This is a genomic window from Streptomyces sp. enrichment culture, assembly GCF_964273255.1.
Lineage (GTDB): Bacteria > Actinomycetota > Actinomycetes > Streptomycetales > Streptomycetaceae > Streptomyces.
The window spans coordinates 2,372,911-2,390,259 of sequence record NZ_OZ186835.1 but is presented as its reverse complement, the minus strand read 5'-3'; the positions used below and the strand labels follow the sequence as shown (position 1 = coordinate 2,390,259).

The window sequence follows — 17,349 nt, the reverse complement described above, 5'->3', positions numbered from 1 at the left end:
ACACGCCATGGCCGATTTGGTCACGTAGTCGTCGTCACACTGATCGACCGGGCCCGTGCGGAGCACGGCGAGCGGGCTATTGTGCGCTTCATGACGAGCTCTGACAAGCCTGACAACGCCTCGGACACCGCCGGCACCCCCGCGGCTCACACCGGGGTCGCCGCCCTCGACTGGGCTGCCGCGTCCGCCGAACCGCAGTACCGCGCCGCCGTCGTGGACCTGCTCGGTGCGCTGGCGTACGGGGAGCTCGCGGCGTTCGAGCGGCTCGCGGAGGACGCCCACCTGGCGCCCACGCTGCACGACAAGGCGGAGCTGGCGAAGATGGCGTCGGCCGAGTTCCACCACTTCGAGCGGCTGCGGGACCGGCTCGCCGAGATCGGTGAGGACCCGACCCTCGCCATGGAGCCCTTCGTCGCCGCCTACGACGGCTTCCACAAGCAGACCGCGCCCTCCGACTGGCTGGAGGGACTGGTCAAGGCCTACGTCGGTGATTCGATCGCCAGTGACTTCTACCGCGAGGTCGCCGCCCGTCTCGACTCCGACACCCGTGCCCTGGTGCTGGCCGTGCTCGACGACACCGGGCACGGCGGCTTCGCCGTGGAGAAGGTGCGTGCCGCGATCGACGCCGACCCGCGGGTGGGCGGGCGCCTCGCCCTGTGGGCGCGCCGGCTGATGGGCGAGGCCCTGTCGCAGTCCCAGCGCGTGGTGGCCGACCGGGACGCCCTGTCGACGATGCTGGTGGGCGGCGTCGCGGACGGCTTCGACCTCGCCGAGGTCGGCAAGATGTTCTCCCGGATCACCGAGGCCCACACCAAGCGGATGGCGGCGCTGGGCCTGGCGGCCTGACCGGCCGGGCCGGTCCTGCATCAGGGGCCGGTGCGACCCGTGCCCGTGCGCGCCTTGGCGCGACCGGCCGTGCGCGCCCGGTGTCTCGTGGCCGGTACCTCCCGGTCAGGCGGTCGCCGAGCGGCGCCCGAGCCCGCCCGCGGGACGGAGCAGCAGCGACAGGGAGGCCACGGAGACGATCACTGCCCCGAGCAGGATCGCCGGCAGGCCTCCCGCGTCCAGCGCGCTGTGCGTGACGAAGGCGCCGAACAGGGCGCCGGCCACGCCCGTGGGCAGGACCATGGCGGGGGAGGGGAGACGGTGCGGCAGGCGGCGGGTGGCCGCCCATGCCAGAGCCAGGCCGAGGATCGCGGAGCTGATCGCTTCCAAGAGCATGTCGGGGGTCCCTCCCACATGGCCGGCCCGTGCACATCGGTCGTAGCCCGTCTTACCCCTGACCTGCGAAATCCAATCCTGTTCCGGAGACCGTCCGGACCCTGTCCCCCCGAGGGTGATGCCCCGAACGGACGTGCGGGAGGGGTGGCGGTAGCCCGAGCGAGGGCGGGGCGAGGGAGTGGCTCGGGGGCGGTGGCGTGCCCCGGGCAGGCGCCCGCACGGCGGCGGGTAGGGACCCGCACGGCGGCGGGTGCGGACCCGCACGGCGGCGGGTACGGAAGAGGGCCCGTCGGACGTCTTCTCGGGCAGCCGACATCCCGTCGGGAGGGGCCGGAGGCCGCGTGGGGTGCCGCATAGGACAGTGCCCGAACAGAGCACCGTGGCCCGAGCCGGCGGCCGGCACGCGCGACACCGACGGCGGGCCCGCGCCGAGGGACCGCGTCGAGGGCCCGCCGACCCCGTGAGCGGCAGTCCGGCGTGCGGCAGGGCGCCAGAAGCCGAGAGAGCGGGAAGGGCCCGGAGGTACGTGACCTCCGGGCCCTTCCCGTGGAGCGTTGCTTCCGGTGTGCGGCCGGGCGACCGGGCCGCTCGTCGGCTACAGCGCGCCGAAACCCACCTTGCGGGGGGCCGGCTCGCCGATCTCGACATAGGCGAGGCGGTCCGCCGGGACGAGCAGCTTGCGGCCGTGCTCGTCCACCAGGCTCAGCAGCTGGGACTTCCCGGCCAGCGCATCGGCCACCACGCGCTCGACCTCCTCGGCGCTCTGACCGCTCTCCAGAACGATCTCGCGGGGCGCGTGCTGCACGCCGATCTTGACCTCCACGGCTATGTCCCTCCGACGGTCGGTGAGTGCGCGACCTTCCGCGCCGTACCTGCACACATTAGCCCGGTGAGGGGACGCACATGCCGCGCCCGGCCACGCCAGGAGCGAACAACCGACGGGAACAAACGCCCGCCGGTGCCACCGGTCGCCGCTGTGCGCCCCAGGCCCTGTCGTCACCTTCCCGTCTGCCCTGCGGGCGGACGACGGGAAGGTGATGACAGGACCTAGTGCTGCTCGCTGCCGTGCAGCGGGAAGCCCGCGATGCCCCGCCAGGCCAGCGAGGCCAGCAGTTGCACCGCCTGGTCGCGCGGCACGCTGCGGTCGCTGTGCAGCCAGGAGCGCGCCACCACCTGGGCCAGACCGCCGAGCCCCGAGGCGAGCAGCATCGACTCGTCCCGCGACAGGCCGGTGTCCTCGGCGATGACCTCGCAGATCGCCTCGGCGCACTCGTTGGTCACCTTGTCGACCCGCTCGCGCACCGCGGGCTCGTTCGTCAGGTCCGACTCGAAGACCAGGCGGAACGCCCCGCCGTCGTCCTCCACGTACGCGAAGTAGGCGTCCATGGTCGCCCGCACGCGCTGCTTGTTGTCGGTCGTCGAGGCGAGAGCGCCCCGAACGGACTGGATCAGCGCCTCGCAGTGCTGGTCCAGCAGGGCCAGGTACAGGTCCAGCTTGCCCGGGAAGTGCTGGTAGAGCACCGGCTTGCTGACTCCGGCCCGCTCGGCGATGTCGTCCATCGCGGCCGCGTGATAGCCCTGTGCGACGAAGACCTCCTGGGCGGCGCCCAGCAACTGGTTCCGTCGGGCCCGGCGCGGCAGGCGGGTGCCCCTCGGGCGTACCGCCTCTGTCTGCTCGATGGCTGTCACGCCGCCTCCCATTGTCGTCCACATGCGGTGTGAGCCGCGCCGCCATCGTACTTTTCGGTAACCGTGGTGTGCGCGGTGAGAGTGCAGAATTTCACGGACCGGACGGCGGTGAAAGGGCCGCAGGCGGTTTCGGCGCACGCCGGACCGGGCAGGATACGCCCTATTTTCCGTACCTGCCTCGCCGGCGGGACCCACCGTTCGACGGCGCCCTCTCCCGGGACCCTGTCACCGGTAGTCGTCCTCGTCCAGGGCCACGACCCTGGCCTGCTCCACGAGGTCCGCCTCGTTCGCACGGCTCCGGTCGACCTCGGCGAGCGGGTCGTCCTCGTCCGTGTGGATCTCCGCCAGCTGGTCCGCCACGTCGGCACGGGGGGCCTCGACATCCAGTTCCTCGTCCTCGGGCGTGGTCTCGTCCTCGACGAAGGTCTCGGGGTCGGTGGGATCAATGGCCATGACTGGGCTCCCTTCTTCTGCTGCTGCTCCTGCGCATGTCCCTGGGGAAAGACAGGGGGCCACATGCGGGTGCCCTCTGTACGAGCGTAGGAGACTCCCGATTCCGATGCCACGCGGTCTGCGATCGTGAGGTGACAGCGTGTGCGCGGCGCCGGAGAGCCGCGACGGCCGCACGCCGTAGGGGCCGGCTGCCGTCGGGGACGGGCGGCAGCGACGGCCGTCGGACGCGGGTGCGAGAGCCGGTCGTCGAGTACGGGGCCGGGCCGTCGGAGGCGGGGCCGGCACTTCGGGCGCGGGGGCTGGCCGTCGGGCGCGGGGGCCGGCTGTCGGGCGCGGGGGCCGGCTGTCGGAATGCGGGGCCCGGCTGTCGGGGCGCCGAGGAAGCGTCGTGCCGTGCGGGGGTGGGGCTCCGGCGGCGTCGGCTGTGAGGGCGGACACATGAGCTGCCGTGTGATCGTCTCGTAACATTGCCGCATGTCTTCGCCCGAGCTGCCCTCCGTGCCACCCGCCGACGTGCTGTCCGACGCGGCCGCCGTCAGGGTCGCCGAAGGCGAGCACCTCAGGTCCGTCGAACTGCCCGGCATCACCCTCTCCGTCCGGTCGCGCACCCCCGCCCGCGCGGACCTGCCGCCCGCTCTCTACGTGCACGGGCTCGGCGGCTCCTCGCAGAACTGGTCGGCGCTGATGCCCCTGCTCGACGACGTGGTCGCCGGCGAGGCCGTCGACCTCCCCGGCTTCGGGTACTCCCCGCCCCCGGACGACGGCAACTACTCCATCACCGCGCACGCCCGCGCGGTGATCCGCTACCTGGACAGCTCCGGCCGCGGCGCGGTGCACCTCTTCGGCAACTCGCTCGGCGGTGCGGTCGCGACCCGCGTCGCCGCCGCCCGCCCCGACCTGGTCCGCACGCTCACCCTCGTGTCCCCGGCCCTGCCGGAGCTGCGGGTGCAGCGCACCGCCGTGCCGACGGGCCTGCTCGCCGTGCCCGGCGTCGCGCAGCTGTTCACCCGCCTCACCCGTGAGTGGACCGCCGAACAACGGGTGCGCGGCGTGATGGCCCTCTGCTACGGCGACCCCGGACGCGTCTCGCCCGAGGGCTTCCGGCACGCGGTGCAGGAGATGGAGCGGCGGCAGCGGCTGCCGTACTTCTGGGACGCCATGGCGCGCTCCGCGCGGGGCCTCGTCAACGCGTACACCCTCGGCGGCCAGCACGGACTGTGGCGCCAGGCCGAGCGGGTGCTCGCGCCGACGCTCCTCGTCTACGGCGGCCGGGACCAGCTCGTCGGCTACCGGATGGCCCGCCGGGCGACCCGCGCCTTCCGGGACTCCCGGCTGGTGACGCTCCCGGACGCGGGGCACGTGGCGATGATGGAATACCCCACGGCAGTGGCCGCGGCTTTCCGTGAACTCCTCGCGGATGCAACGGATTCGGCGGCCGAGGGGCATACTGTGCAGCCGGGCGCGAAGCGCGCCCCGGGCTCGGCCGCCGGCTCCCGCGCGGACGAGTCCGCCGATGGCGGGGCGACCGCCGAGAACCTGAGGGGCTGAGGCGCGACGTGGGACGCCACAGCCGTCGTGGACCCGCACCCAAGGCCACCGCACCCAAGGCCGCCACTTCCGACGCCGCTTCCAGGGACGCCACCGCAGCCGCGCGGGACGGGCGTCCGCTGCCGGACGGCGCATCCGGTGCCGCCCGGGGCGGCCCGCCGCAGCAACCGGCCCGGTCCCAGCCGCAGCAGTGGCCGGGGCAGGGGTGGCCGGGGCACCCCGGACAGCCGGGGCAGCCACCGGGCGGAGTGCCCGGGCAGAGCGCTCCGTACCCGACCCCGTCCCACGGCGTCCCCGTGCCGTCGGCCCACGCCCACCGCACGACGGGCCCCGCGCCGGCCCACGGGCAGCGCCCCGCCGCGGGCCACCCGCAGGGGCACGCACCGCCCCAGGGCTACGGGACGCCCGCCCAGCACCCGGCCCCGCCGTACGGCACCCCGCCGCAGGGCGTGCAGGCGTACCCGGAGGGGACTCCGGCGCAGGGGGTGCCCCGTCTCCCCGACGGCACCCCGGCGCACGGCTTCCCCCGGCTGCCGGACGGCACCCCGGCGCACGGCGTCCCCCGGGCCCGGGGCGGGCACCCGGAGCAGCGGGAGGCCGGGGGCGGCTGGGGGCAGTGGGAGAGCGCCGCGGGCCCGGCGGCCACGACCGGCCACGGCACGGGAACAGGGACGGCCGCCTCCCTTCCGCGGCCACGGCAGGCGCCTCCCGGGGGCGGCCCGCGACAGGACTACCTCGACGCCTTCGACGACGCCGACGACCTCTTCACCCCGCGCACGCCGCCCGCCGCGGGCGGTCCGGCCGCGGTGCCGCCCGTGCCGCCGCGCCGCACGGATCCGTACGCCTCCGTCACGGAGTGGCCCGGCGGCCCCGGTGCCCCGGCGTCCGCCGGCGGCGCCCAGGACGACGCCGGCCCCCCTCTGCCCCCGGACGAGTCCGCGCAGGCCAAGGGCTCCAAGGGGCGGGCGTTCACCGGGATCGCGGCGGCGGCCGTCACCACCGTGCTCGCCGTCGTCGTGGCCGGGCAGGTCGCCGAGGGCGGCGATGCCTCCGGAGTGCGGGCCCGGTCGGCCACCGACGAGCAGCGCGACATCAGGGAACCCGCTTCGCGCGGTGACGACCGGGAGACCCCGGCCGACACCGCGGCGCCCGACGCCCGTCCGGCGACGTACGAGGAGAAGATGGGCGCCACCTACCCGCTCAAGGCCGACCTCGACGGCTCCGGGACGTTCGACGCGATCCCCGGCATCGCCAAGGGGACGGGCAAGGGACAGCGGATCACCTACCGGGTGGACGTCGAGCAGGGACTCGGACTCGACGGCGATCTGTTCGCCGAGGCCGTGCAGAAGACGCTGAACGACGACCGCAGCTGGGCCCACAACGGTGCCCGCACCTTCGAGCGGATCCACTCGGGCCGCCCGGACTTCGTCATCACCCTCGCCAGCCCCGGCACGACCGCCGAATGGTGTGCCAAGTCGGGCCTGGACACCACCGTCGACAACGTCTCCTGCGACTCGGCGGCCACCGAACGCGTGATGATCAACGCCTACCGGTGGGCCCAGGGCGCGGAGCCGTACGGCGACAAGATCCACGCCTACCGTCAGATGCTCATCAACCACGAGATCGGCCACCGCCTGGGATACGGGCACGTCACCTGCGACAAGGACGGGGACCTCGCTCCCGTCATGCAGCAGCAGACGAAGTTCGTCGACCCCGAGGGGATCGACTGCCGGCCCAACCCCTGGCCGTACCCGAACAGCTGACGGCCCCTCCGGTGTGACGGGGGCGGGCCGCGGACCGGCGCGCACCGCCCCGTCCGGTGCCGGACGCGCGTGCGGCGCGGCGCCCCACGGCGTCCCGGACCGGTCGTGTGACCACCGGTGCCCGATCCATCTCTTAGCGCGACCAAACGTCTCGCGCCCCGGAAAGTTACGACCGTTCACCCCTTCTGATGGTGCGACGGACAACCGTCCATCGCACCACCGCCTGGTCCGCATACGTTCGTCCCGCTGCGAGCCGTCGGGTCAACGGCGGCTCCTCATACGGGAGATCGGGGGTGCACTCGTGCGCATCGGACTGCTTACGGAAGGTGGCTTTCCGTATCTGGGCGGTGACGCCGGGCTCTGGTGCGACCGCCTGGTGCGCGGACTCGGGCAACACGAGTTCGACGTCTACGCGTTCAGCCGCAGTGAGGCCCAGGAGGACGCGGGCTGGGCTCCTCTGCCGCCGCAGGTCGCGCGGGTACGGACGGCACCGCTGTGGGCGGCCGAGGACGACGGGGTGGTGCACGGCCGCCGTGCACGCCGGCGCTTCATGGAGCACTACGGCGAACTGGCCGCCGTCCTGTGCGCCCCGGAGCACGCGCCCCGCGACGCGCACACCGCCGCCCCCGCCCTCGCGCGCGCCGCCGGGGACGCGGACGCGCGGCCCGGTGGCGGCCGTGGCGTCAGCACTCCGGACGCAGCCCCGGCGGCACGGACGGAGTCCCTTGCCGCACCGGAGGCGGACCGTTTCGCCAACGCGCTGTACGGCCTCGCCGCACTCGCCCGTGAGGAGGGCGGCCTGGTCTCCGCCCTGCGGTCCGAGTCGGCCGTACGCGCCCTGGAACGCGCCTGTCGTGCGCCCGGCGCGGGACAGGCCGCGCGCGAGGCCCGCGTGCCGGATCTGCTGGCGGTCGCCGCACACCTGGAACGCGCCCTGCGCCCCCTGTCCCTCGACTGGTATGGCACGGACGGGCTCGGCGCCGTCGACCTGTGCCACGCGGCCTCCGGCGGCCCGGCCGCGCTGCCCGGGCTGCTCGCCCACCACCTGTTCGGCGTCCCGCTGCTGGTCACCGAGTACGGCGTACGGCTGCGGACGCACTACCTGACCCGCCCGGACGCCTCCCCGGCGGTGCGGTCGCTGCTGGCCGCCCTCCACGGCAGGCTCGCCGCCGAGACCTACCGCCGTGCCACGTTCGTCACCCCGGGCAACGCCCACGCCCGCCGCTGGCAGGAGCGCTGCGGGGCCGACCGGGCCAAGCTGCGCACCGTGTACCCGGGCATGGACGCGGCTCCCTTCACCGAGGTGGGGGAGTCGCCCGAGTGCGCCGACCCGCACACCCTGGTCTGGTCCGGCCGCGTCGAACCCGCCAAGGACCTCGTCTCCCTGCTGCACGCCTTCGCCGAGGTGCGCAAGCAGGAGCCCGGGACCCGGCTGCGGATCATCGGCGCCCCGGCGGACGCGGAGGGCACGGCCTACCTCGCCCACTGCCGGGCCCTGGCCGCCCACCTGTTCCCCGACGAGGCCGAGGGACCCCACGCCGTGGGCGACAACCCGGTGTCCTTCGAGGAGACCGGCGGCCCCGGCCTGCCCACCGCGGCCGACGCCTACGCCGCCGGCGCCGTCACCGTGCTGTCCAGCGTCGTCGAGGGCTTCCCCGTCGGTCTCGTCGAGGCCATGTTCTGCGGCCGTGCCACGGTCTCCACGGACGTCGGCGCGGTCGTCGAGGTCATCGGCGGCACGGGCCTCGTCGTCCCGCCGCGCAATCCGCGGGCGCTCGCCGAGGCGTGCGTCTCCCTGCTGCGCGACCCCGCGCGCCGCGTACGCCTCGGGGCGGCCGCCCGCGCCCGCGCACTGGAGCTGTTCACCGTCGAGCAGAACATCGCCGCCTTCCACGGGCTGTATCTGGAGACCGTCGCCCGCACACCCCTGCGCCGCGACCGTCTCGACGGCACCGCAGACCTCCAGCCGTTCGCCGTCCCCGCCGAGGCGCACGTCCCCGGTCACTGGACGGCAGCCCGCGCCACGCCCACCTGGGCACGTCCCACCGCGGCGGCCGGGGCGAGCGCGACGGAGGCCGCACGATGACCGGCCAGCCCCGCCTCAAGGAACTCGGCGACCCCGGAGACCGGCGGACAACAGCCGACGCCGCCGCCCCCACCCATGGCCCGGACGCCGCACCCGCACCCGGCTCCGACGCCTCCCACGGCCCGGACGCCGCACCCGGCCCCGGAACCCCCCGGTGCCCGGACGCCGACCACGGCCGCGGTCCTTCCCCCCGCCCGTACGGCATCCCCGACCCGTACGGCACCCCCGACGCGCCGTCCGGTGAGCGCCTGGTCCCCCGGCGGCCCGGCGCGGGACCGCGGGGCGGCGCCGACCCGGTCAAGGCGCTGCTGCACCGCCACCGCGAGCTGTGCGAACGCGCCGTCGACCCGCTGGAGATCGCCGCCGGCCTGGAGGCGCACGGCATCACCGACCGGACCGCCGCCCGCTTCCGGCACCGGGACGTCTTCTCCCTCGCCGAGGAACTGTTCGCGCGCGTCCCCCGTGACGGCGACGCCGCCCGCCCCGCCCCGGCCCCGCCCCCGGCGGCACGGGCCGACTGGATCGTCCGGGCCCTCCTGCCCGGCCTCCTCTGCCTCGCCGCCCTGCTCGCCCTGCACCTCACCCACGGCCGGACCAGACTCCTCACCGCCGCGGTCGGCATCCTCGCCGTCGCCTCGGCCGTGCGGGCCGCGCTGCGCCGCGGCCCCCTGGGCAGCCCCGGCCGCCCACCGGCCACGGGCCTGACCGGCTGGACCTGCTGGCTCGTCGGCTACGCGCTGCTGGGCGACGGGCTGCTCCAGGTCGCCATCACCGGCGGCCCCGACGGCCCGCCCGCACCCGACGGCGACTGGCCGCTCGCCGTCGCCCCGATGCCGGCCCTCGCCCTGGCCTGCGCCCCGGCCGCCTGGACCGTCCACCTCTTCACCCGCGGAGCCCGGCGCAAACTCACCGCGAGCCGCGGACTGGAGGACTTCGCCGCATCCGTGCGCCCCCTGCTGTTCGGCACCGTCACCCTGTTCCTCTGCGCCCTGGCGGCCCTCGTCGTCGTCTGCGCGTCGGCACTGGACGAGCCGCTCGCCCTCCCCGGGACCCTCGCCACGGGCGCCCTCCTCTACCTGGCCCGCCTCCTCGCCGTGCACGGCTTCACCCGCGGCCCCAGGACGCTGCTCGCGTGCGCGGCCACCGCCCAGGCCCTCGCCCTCACGACCGTCTTCGCCGCCCGTCTCCCCGGCTTCACCGCGCTGTCCGCACCCGTGGAGACCCTGGTCACGGCCTGGCATCCCGCCGCCGTGCCCACCCTCAGCTGCGGCGCGGCGGCCCTCGTCCTGCTGGCCCACGCGGCCCGCCGGCTCACCCGGGCGTCCGCCCACTCCCGTACGGAGCACCCGCGATGACCGGCCCGGTCACCCGTCACCCAGCCGCCGGGCCGCCGGGCAGGCGGGGCCGCCCAGGCGCGCGGCCGGCCGCCCGGTGCGCCCCGGGAACCGGTGGCGCCCGCGCGGCAGCCGCCCCCGCTCCCGCCCTTGCGGGACCGTCGCGCGGGGGCACCGCCTCCGTCACCCCCCTCGCCGTCACCCCCCTCCCCGTCCCGCCCCCACCACGGACGGCCCTCAGCCCGGCCGGGCACGGCCCCACCGCGGGCAGCCCGCATCCCCGAAGGAGAACCCACATGAGCACCCGCCCAGCAGCCTCGGCCGTCGAGGGAGCCGCCCGATGAGAGTCCTGCTGATCGGAGCCAACGGTTACCTCGGCCGCTTCGTCGCCGACCGTCTGCTCGCCGACCCGGCCGTCCAGCTCACCGCCCTGGGCCGCGGCGACGACGCCGACGTCCGCTTCGACCTCGCCACCGGCAGCCCCGGCGCCCTCACCCGGTTCCTCGACGCCGTCCACCCCGGTGTCGTCGTCAACTGCGCGGGCGCCACCCGCGGCGGCGCGCGCGAACTCACCCGGCACAACACCGTCGCCGTCGCCACCGTCTGCGAGGCACTGCGGCGCAGCGGCTGCGGCGCCCGGCTGGTCCAGATCGGCTGCAGCGCCGAGTACGGCCCCAGCCAGCCCGGCTCCTCCACCGCCGAGGACGCCGTGCCGCGCCCCGGCGGCCCCTACGGCGTGAGCAAACTCGCCGCCACCGAACTCGTCCTCGGTTCCGGCCTGGACGCGGTGGTGCTGCGGGTCTTCTCACCCGCCGGGCCCGGCACCCCCGCCGGATCCCCGCTCGGCCGCCTCGCCGAGGCCATGCGCCGCGCCATGCAGTCCGGCGACGGCGAGCTGAAGCTCGGCGGCCTGGGCGCCCAGCGCGACTTTGTCGACGTCCGCGACGTGGCCCGGGCCGTGCACGCCGCCTCGCTGTCCGCGGCCCAGGGCGTCATCAACATCGGCTCCGGCCGCGCGGTCCGGCTGCGCGACGCCGCCGCCGTCCTGGCCCGGGTGGCCGGCTACGGCGGCGCGCTGCACGAACTCGACGGACCCCACACCCCGCACCTGCGGCCGGCCATCGGCCACCCCCGCGCCGAGGCCGACCACCACCCCGTGCCCCCGGCGGCCGCCCCGTACCCGGACGGCTGCGGCAGCTGGCAGCAGGCCGACGTGCGCACCGCACGGGACCGGCTCGGCTGGCGGCCCCGCATCAACCTGGAGGAGTCCCTGGCCGACATCTGGATGGAGGCGGCATGCCGTATCTGACCCGGCCCAGAGCACAGCCCGCCCACACCGACGTGGGCGACGGCTTCGGCATCCCCGGCCTGGCCCACCCCCTCGTCGCCTCGGCCGAGTGGAACCAGCTCACCCGCCCCGGCACCCCGCTGCACTGGGTCGTCCTCGACGTGGCCGGCGGGCCCGGCGTGCAGCCCGACCCCAGCTGCCTGGAGGCCGTCGGCCACCTGCGCAACCGCGGGGTACGCGTCCTCGGCCACCTGGACGCGGCCCACGGCTCCCGCGGCCTGCGCGAGGTGCTCGGCGACGCCCACCGCTTCGCCGACTGGTACCGGGTCGACGGTTTCCTCCTGGACCGCTGCCCGGCGGACCACTTCGCCCTGTCGGCGGTGCGGCGGACGGTCACCGCGCTCCGGGCGGTCCGTGAGGCCGCTCACATCGTGCTGGGCCACGGCATCCACCCCCACCCCGGATACGTGGAGTGCGCCGACCAACTGGTGACGTTCTCCGGCCCGTGGAGCGACTACCGCTGGTCGCAGGTGGCGGAGTGGACCGCCGAGCACCCGCCCGAGCGGTTCTGCCACTTCGTGCACGGCGTGCCCCGCCCGCACCTGGAGGAGGCGCTGCGGATCGCCCGCTGGCAGGGCGCGGCCACCATCTACTTCACCGACCGGGTGGAGCGCGGCGCGCACGGCGCCCCCTGGGAGTGCCTGCCCGGTTACTGGGACGATCTCGTCTCGCGGGTCGGGACGGGTGTCTCGGAATGAAAAAGGCCATGGCACTGTTACGAGGAGAACAACCGTAGTGATTGACCGACCAACGGAGTCCCCGTGTCGTTGCCACCCCTGGTCGAGCCGGCCCCCGAGCTCACCGTAGACGAGGTCCGCAGGTACTCCCGCCACCTGATCATCCCCGACGTGGGGATGGACGGGCAGAAGCGGCTGAAGAACAGCAAGGTGCTCTTCGTGGGCGCCGGCGGTCTGGGTTCGCCGGGGCTGATGTACCTGGCCGCCGCGGGCGTCGGAACGCTCGGCATCGTGGAGTTCGACGAGGTCGACGAGTCGAACCTGCAGCGCCAGGTGATCCACAGCCAGGCCGACATCGGCCGCCCCAAGGCGGAGTCCGCCCGCGACACGATCAAGGGCATCAACCCCTACGTGAACGTGGTGCTCCACGAGGAGCGGCTCGAGTCCGACAACGTGAAGGACATCTTCAGCCAGTACGACCTCATCGTCGACGGCACGGACAACTTCGCGACCCGCTACCTGGTCAACGACGCCTGCGTGCTGCTGAACAAGCCGTACGTCTGGGGCTCGATCTACCGCTTCGACGGCCAGGCGTCCGTCTTCTGGTCCGAGCACGGCCCCTGCTACCGCTGCCTCTACCCGGAGCCCCCGCCCCCCGGCATGGTCCCCTCCTGCGCCGAGGGCGGCGTGCTCGGCGTGCTCTGCGCGTCCATCGGCTCCATCCAGGCCAACGAGGCCATCAAGCTTCTCGCCGGCATCGGCGAGCCGCTGGTCGGCCGCCTGATGATCTACGACGCCCTGGAGATGCAGTACCGCCAGGTCAAGGTCCGCAAGGACCCCGACTGCGCGATCTGCGGCGAGAACCCGACCGTCACGGAACTCATCGACTACGAGGCCTTCTGCGGCGTCGTCTCCGAGGAGGCCCAGGCGGCGGCCGCCGACTCCACGATCACTCCCAAGCAGCTCAAGGAGTGGATCGACGACGGCGAGAAGCTCGAGCTCATCGACGTCCGCGAGCCGAACGAGTTCGAGATCGTCTCCATCCCCGGCGCCCGCCTGATCCCGAAGAACGAGTTCCTCATGGGCAACGCCCTGGAGAGCCTCCCGCAGGACAAGAAGATCGTCTTGAACTGCAAGACGGGTGTCCGCAGTGCGGAAGTCCTCGCGGTCCTGAAGTCCGCGGGCTTCGCCGACGCCGTCCACGTCGGCGGCGGCGTCATCGGCTGGGTCAACCAGATCGAACCGGAGAAGCCGGTCTACTGATCACCCCTCCCGCTGACCCGCGGGATGGAAGAAGCCCATGGCTCCGACCCGTTCGGGGCCGTGGGCTTCTGTCGTCCCCGGCCGGTGTGGTCCGGTCGGTCGGCCCGAGGGCGGCCCGCCCCGGTCGCGGGAACGCCGTCCCGGCCCGAAGGCCCACGGGACCGGGCCCCCGGGCCCTTGAGGTCACTGCCGGGGCCTGAGAAGAGGGGCGGGACGCATGGCTGTCACCTACCTGTTGCCGGCACGGCTGCCGGAGGGCGGCCTCGACGCCTTCGACGCCTACGAGAGGGCCGTCCTGCCGCTGCTCGCCGAGTACGGAGGGCGGCTCGAACGGCGGGTGCGCACGCTGGACGACCGCGTCGAAGCCCACCTCGTGGCCTTCCCCGGCGAGGACGACGTCGCCGCCTACCGGCTCGACCCTCGGGGCTCCGCCGCCGCACCCCTGCTGGAGTCGTCCGGTGCGTCGGTGGAACTGCTCGCCGTGCGGGACGTGCCGTGACCGGTGCCGGCGGTGACCGCGGACGGCCGTCCGCCTGCGGCGGCAGCCGTGGCGTCCGGGTCGCGCCGGGCAGTGCGGCCCGGTCCCTCCCCGGCGTGCGACGGCCGCGCCGGCCGGGAGCGGACCCGGCCCCCTCCCGAACCGTCCCGTGCGGTCCCGGCCCGGTCCGTCAGGAGCAGACCTTGCCGTCCTTCGGGGGCGTGCCCTTCAGGAAGAAGGTGTCGACCGTGGAGTCGACGCACGCGCTTCCGCTGCCGTAGGCGCCGTGGCCCTCGCCCTTCCAGGTGAGGAGGACGCCGACGTCCTTGCCGAGCTCGTCCGCCATCCGGCGGGCGCCCTCGTACGGGGTGGCGGGGTCGCCCGTGTTGCCGATGACCAGGATCGGGTCCGCGCCCGGGGCGCTGACCTCAGGGGTGTCGGACTGGCCGGGCACCGGCCAGTCGTGGCACCAGCCGGCCACGTCCCAGCCCAGTCGCGGGCCGAACACGGGGGATATCTCCTCGAACTCCGGCAGCAGCGCCTTCACCTCCGCCGCGGACGGCCGCTTCTCGCTGTCCAGGCACTGGATGGCCCGCTGCGAATGGGTCATCGTGCCGTACTGGCCCGAAGGATCCCGCTCGTTGTAGCCGTCGGCCAGGGCGAGCAGCGCGCTGCCGTCCCCCTTCCGCGCGGATTCGAGGGCCAGGGTCAGCGCCGGCCAGCCCTCCTTCGTGTAGAGCGGCAGCACGATGCCGGTCAGCGCCAGGGACTCCGTCAGCTTCCGGTCGCCCGACGTCGTCGGGAGCGGCTCGGCGTCCAGCCGCTCCAGCAGGTCGGCTATCTCGCGCGAGCCCTGCTGCGGGTCCTTGCCGGTGGACTTGAGGTAGTTGTTGAGCGCGCGCTGGAAGCCGAGGGTCTGGTTCTTCGCGTGCCCGACGGCGTCGGCCGTCGGGTCGACCACCGCGTCCAGCGTCAGGCGGCCCACCTTCTGGGGGAACAAGTGGGCGTACACGCCCCCGAGCTGGGTGCCGTAGGAGATGCCCAGGTAGTTGAGCCTGTCGTCGCCGAGGGCCTCACGGATGCGGTCCAGGTCGCGGGCGGTGTCGGTGGTCGAGACGTGGGACAGCAGCTTGCCGGCGGACTTCTCGCACCCCTGCCCGAAGTCCGCGGCGTCGGTGAGGAACGTCTTCTCCTCGTCCGCGGTGTCCGGGGTGGTGTCCACCTCCGCCTCGGCGGCCTCGATGTCCTTGTCGCTGCGGCAGCGCACGCCCTCGCTGGCGGCCACCCCGCGGGGGTCCCAGCTGACGAGGTCGTAGCGTTCGCGGAGCTTGGCGGCGGTGCCGGCGTAGGACGGCAGCATGGACACGCCCGAGCCGCCGGGACCGCCGAAGTTGAACAGCAGCGACCCGTGGCGGTCGTCCCCGGTGGACCTGGCGCGGATCAGGGCCAGTCCGATCGTCTCGCCGTCGGGCTTCGACCAGTCCAGCGGGACCTTCAGGGTGGCGCACTGCCACCCCTTCCCCGGGGCCGGCTCGTCACCGGACGCCTTGCAGGCGCCCCAGTCCAGGGCCGAGGTGCCCCGGCCGTCGTCCCCACCGTCCTGGGCGCCGCGGTCGCCGGAGTCGTCACCGGTGCAGCCCGCGGTCAGGAGCCCGGCGGCGACCACCAGGGCCGTCCACCGTACGAAGCGCGCCATCGGACACATCCCCCCTCACTGGCCGTCCGCATCGTCCCGCGGATGGCGGTCAGGCCATCGTAGGCGGAAGGTGCCACGCCCCGGTCACCCTGTGGAAAACCTCGTGACCTGCTTCTTCTCCGTGCCGGACGGCCTCAGGAGCAGACGGTTCCGCTCCGCGGCACCTTCCCGGTCAGCAGATAGCCGTCCACCGCGGCCCGGACGCACCGGTTCTTGCTGCCGTACGCCCCGTGCCCCTGTCCCCGGTAGGTCAGCTCCACGCCGACCCCGTCGCCCAGGGCCTGGACCATCCTGTGGGCGCCCTCGTAGGGCGTGGCCGGGTCGCCGGTGTTGCCGATGACCAGGATCGGCGCGGAGCCGGGCGCGCTCACGTCGGGATGGTCGGCGGCCCCGGGCACCGCCCAGTCGGTGCAGCCGAGCATCCCCCAGGCCAGGGTCTCGCCGAACAGCGGCGAGGCCCTGCGGAACTCCGGAAGGCCGCGCTCCACGTCCGCGGTGTCGTAGCGGGGCTTGTCGTCGGCGCAGTTGATGGAGATGTTGGCCGGGACGAGGTTGCTGTAGTCGCCGTTCTCGTTGCGGCCGTTCATCGAGTCGGCGAGCAGCATCAGAATCGTTCCGTCACCGTCGTAGGCCTGCTCCAGGCCGTCCGTCAGGAACTCCCAGAAGTCGCGCGAGTACAGCGCCTGCAGGATGCCGCCGGTCGCCATGGACTGGGTCAGCTCGCGCGGGAAGACGCCGGGGACCGGCTCACTGTCCAGCCGGGCCAGGAAGCGGGCGATGCGGTCCTTCACGTCCTGGACGCTGTCGCCGACGGGGCACTCCTCGGTCCGCGAGACGCAGTCCTCGGCGTAGTTGTCCAGCGCCAGCTGGAAGCCCCGGGCCTGGCCGAGCGCGCCCTGTTCCGGGGTCTGCGTGGGGTCGACGACCGCGTCGAACACGGCCCGCCCCACCCGTTCGGGGAACAGGTGGGCGTACACGCCGCCCAGTTCGGTGCCGTAGGAGATGCCGAAGTAGTGGAGCTTGTCGTCGCCGAGGACCTGGCGCATCAGGTCGAGGTCGCGGGCGGCCTGGGTGGTGCGCACGTGGGGCAGGATCCGCTCGGAGTTCTTCTCGCAGGCGGCGTTGAACTCCTTGGTGCTGTTCAGCAGTTCGGTGCGTTCCCGCTGGTCGTCGGGGGTCGCGTCCTGCTCGAAGTGGGCGTCGAGCCGTTCGGGTCCCTCGCAGCGCACCGGGGCGCTGCGGCCGACCCCCCGGGGATCGAAGCTGACGAGGTCGTATCGGGTGCGCAGGGTCGCGTAGTCCGGACCGAAGGAGGGCAGGGCGGTCACGCCGGAGCCGCCCGGACCGCCGAAGTTGAAGATCAGGGAACCGATCCGCTCGCTGTCCGGGCCGTCCGCGCGGGCGCGGATCAGTTCGATGCCGATGGTGTCGCCGTCGGGATCGCCCCAGTCCAGCGGTGCCTTCATGGTGGCGCACTGCCACCTCCCGCCGTTCGGCAGGGGAGAGGGGGCCGGGCCACCGCCCTGGGCCTCGGAGGGGGCGGGGCAGTCCTTCCAGCCGAGCTTCTGCTCCGTCAGGTCCTCGGCCTCCGCGTCGTCACCGCAGCCCGCGAGCAGTGCCGGCAGCAGCACGGCGGAGACGGACAGGGCGGCGGCACGCAGGCGGATGGGCTTGGGCATGCCTCCATCCTGCGGTCGCGCGGGACGGGCCGCGCGACCGCGGTGCCGTACGAGGGAGAACGGCGCGAGGCCCCCGGCGGCCGTCGGTACGGTGCACGGCCGGGCCGGCCCGCC

General features: G+C 74.4%; 15 protein-coding genes. 9 read left to right on the top strand and 6 right to left on the bottom strand.

Features of this window, described 5'->3' with window-relative positions; all coding sequences use genetic code 11:
• Positions 1–90 precede the first annotated feature (90 nt).
• Positions 91–846 carry a ferritin-like domain-containing protein gene (locus tag ACSU53_RS10125; protein ID WP_437026585.1) on the top strand — a complete coding sequence of 252 codons (756 nt, stop codon included), beginning with the start codon at positions 91–93 and terminating at the stop codon, positions 844–846.
• A gap of 105 nt (positions 847–951) precedes the next feature.
• Here ACSU53_RS10125 and ACSU53_RS10120 read toward each other — a convergent pair whose 3' ends face one another.
• From ACSU53_RS10120 to ACSU53_RS10105, 4 genes are all read right to left on the bottom strand, one after another.
• On the bottom strand, positions 952–1,221 hold the full coding sequence (locus ACSU53_RS10120) for a hypothetical protein (protein ID WP_362091412.1): 270 nt from the start codon (positions 1,219–1,221) through the stop codon (positions 952–954).
• A gap of 595 nt (positions 1,222–1,816) precedes the next feature.
• The gene (locus ACSU53_RS10115; protein ID WP_437026583.1) at positions 1,817–2,044 is read right to left on the bottom strand and encodes a DUF3107 domain-containing protein; all 228 of its coding nucleotides are present in this window, start codon (positions 2,042–2,044) and stop codon (positions 1,817–1,819) included.
• Positions 2,045–2,268: 224 nt separating this feature from the next.
• The gene (locus tag ACSU53_RS10110) at positions 2,269–2,910 is read right to left on the bottom strand and encodes a TetR/AcrR family transcriptional regulator (protein ID WP_437026581.1); all 642 of its coding nucleotides are present in this window, start codon (positions 2,908–2,910) and stop codon (positions 2,269–2,271) included.
• Between the two features lie 225 nt (positions 2,911–3,135).
• Positions 3,136–3,363, bottom strand: a complete 228-nt coding sequence (locus ACSU53_RS10105; RefSeq protein WP_437026579.1) for a hypothetical protein — start codon at positions 3,361–3,363, stop codon at positions 3,136–3,138.
• 474 nt (positions 3,364–3,837) lie between these two features.
• Here ACSU53_RS10105 and ACSU53_RS10100 point away from each other — a divergent pair, with 474 nt between their 5' ends.
• The 8 genes from ACSU53_RS10100 (at position 3,838) to ACSU53_RS10065 (ending at position 13,881) form a co-directional block, all read left to right on the top strand.
• A complete protein-coding gene (locus tag ACSU53_RS10100) occupies positions 3,838–4,911 on the top strand; it encodes an alpha/beta fold hydrolase (RefSeq protein WP_437026577.1) in 1,074 nt (357 codons plus the stop codon).
• 8 nt (positions 4,912–4,919) lie between these two features.
• Positions 4,920–6,674, top strand: coding sequence for a DUF3152 domain-containing protein (locus ACSU53_RS10095; RefSeq protein WP_437026575.1), 1,755 nt, complete (start codon positions 4,920–4,922; stop codon positions 6,672–6,674).
• Between the two features lie 301 nt (positions 6,675–6,975).
• Positions 6,976–8,760, top strand: coding sequence for a DUF3492 domain-containing protein (locus ACSU53_RS10090; protein WP_437026573.1), 1,785 nt, complete (start codon positions 6,976–6,978; stop codon positions 8,758–8,760).
• The gene (locus ACSU53_RS10085) at positions 8,757–10,115 is read left to right on the top strand and encodes a hypothetical protein (RefSeq protein ID WP_437026572.1); all 1,359 of its coding nucleotides are present in this window, start codon (positions 8,757–8,759) and stop codon (positions 10,113–10,115) included. Before ACSU53_RS10090 ends, ACSU53_RS10085 begins: the two co-directional genes overlap by 4 nt.
• A gap of 319 nt (positions 10,116–10,434) precedes the next feature.
• Positions 10,435–11,403, top strand: coding sequence for an NAD-dependent epimerase/dehydratase family protein (locus tag ACSU53_RS10080; protein ID WP_437026570.1), 969 nt, complete (start codon positions 10,435–10,437; stop codon positions 11,401–11,403).
• Complete coding sequence (locus tag ACSU53_RS10075) at positions 11,391–12,140, top strand: spherulation-specific family 4 protein (RefSeq protein ID WP_437026568.1); 750 nt, start codon at positions 11,391–11,393, stop codon at positions 12,138–12,140. Before ACSU53_RS10080 ends, ACSU53_RS10075 begins: the two co-directional genes overlap by 13 nt.
• A gap of 63 nt (positions 12,141–12,203) precedes the next feature.
• Positions 12,204–13,382, top strand: a complete 1,179-nt coding sequence (gene moeZ / locus ACSU53_RS10070; RefSeq protein ID WP_437026566.1) for an adenylyltransferase/sulfurtransferase MoeZ — start codon at positions 12,204–12,206, stop codon at positions 13,380–13,382.
• Between the two features lie 217 nt (positions 13,383–13,599).
• On the top strand, positions 13,600–13,881 hold the full coding sequence (locus tag ACSU53_RS10065; RefSeq protein ID WP_437026564.1) for a hypothetical protein: 282 nt from the start codon (positions 13,600–13,602) through the stop codon (positions 13,879–13,881).
• 169 nt (positions 13,882–14,050) lie between these two features.
• Here the strand turns inward: ACSU53_RS10065 and ACSU53_RS10060 are convergent, their stop codons facing one another.
• Both ACSU53_RS10060 and ACSU53_RS10055 read right to left on the bottom strand, forming a co-directional pair.
• Complete coding sequence (locus ACSU53_RS10060; RefSeq protein ID WP_437026563.1) at positions 14,051–15,556, bottom strand: alpha/beta hydrolase; 1,506 nt, start codon at positions 15,554–15,556, stop codon at positions 14,051–14,053.
• Between the two features lie 134 nt (positions 15,557–15,690).
• Positions 15,691–17,235: an alpha/beta hydrolase gene (locus ACSU53_RS10055; protein ID WP_437026561.1), complete on the bottom strand. Its 1,545-nt coding sequence runs from the start codon at positions 17,233–17,235 to the stop codon at positions 15,691–15,693.
• Positions 17,236–17,349 lie beyond the last annotated feature (114 nt).

Coding starts and splice junctions, on each gene's coding strand:
- ACSU53_RS10125 (WP_437026585.1), top strand. CDS start 91: ATGACGAGCTCTGACAAGCCTGACAACGCCTCGGACACCGCCGGCACC.
- ACSU53_RS10120 (WP_362091412.1), bottom strand. CDS start 1,221: ATGCTCTTGGAAGCGATCAGCTCCGCGATCCTCGGCCTGGCTCTGGCA.
- ACSU53_RS10105 (WP_437026579.1), bottom strand. CDS start 3,363: ATGGCCATTGATCCCACCGACCCCGAGACCTTCGTCGAGGACGAGACC.
- ACSU53_RS10100 (WP_437026577.1), top strand. CDS start 3,838: ATGTCTTCGCCCGAGCTGCCCTCCGTGCCACCCGCCGACGTGCTGTCC.
- ACSU53_RS10085 (WP_437026572.1), top strand. CDS start 8,757: ATGACCGGCCAGCCCCGCCTCAAGGAACTCGGCGACCCCGGAGACCGG.
- ACSU53_RS10080 (WP_437026570.1), top strand. CDS start 10,435: ATGAGAGTCCTGCTGATCGGAGCCAACGGTTACCTCGGCCGCTTCGTC.
- ACSU53_RS10075 (WP_437026568.1), top strand. CDS start 11,391: ATGCCGTATCTGACCCGGCCCAGAGCACAGCCCGCCCACACCGACGTG.
- ACSU53_RS10065 (WP_437026564.1), top strand. CDS start 13,600: ATGGCTGTCACCTACCTGTTGCCGGCACGGCTGCCGGAGGGCGGCCTC.
- ACSU53_RS10060 (WP_437026563.1), bottom strand. CDS start 15,556: ATGGCGCGCTTCGTACGGTGGACGGCCCTGGTGGTCGCCGCCGGGCTC.
- ACSU53_RS10055 (WP_437026561.1), bottom strand. CDS start 17,235: ATGCCCAAGCCCATCCGCCTGCGTGCCGCCGCCCTGTCCGTCTCCGCC.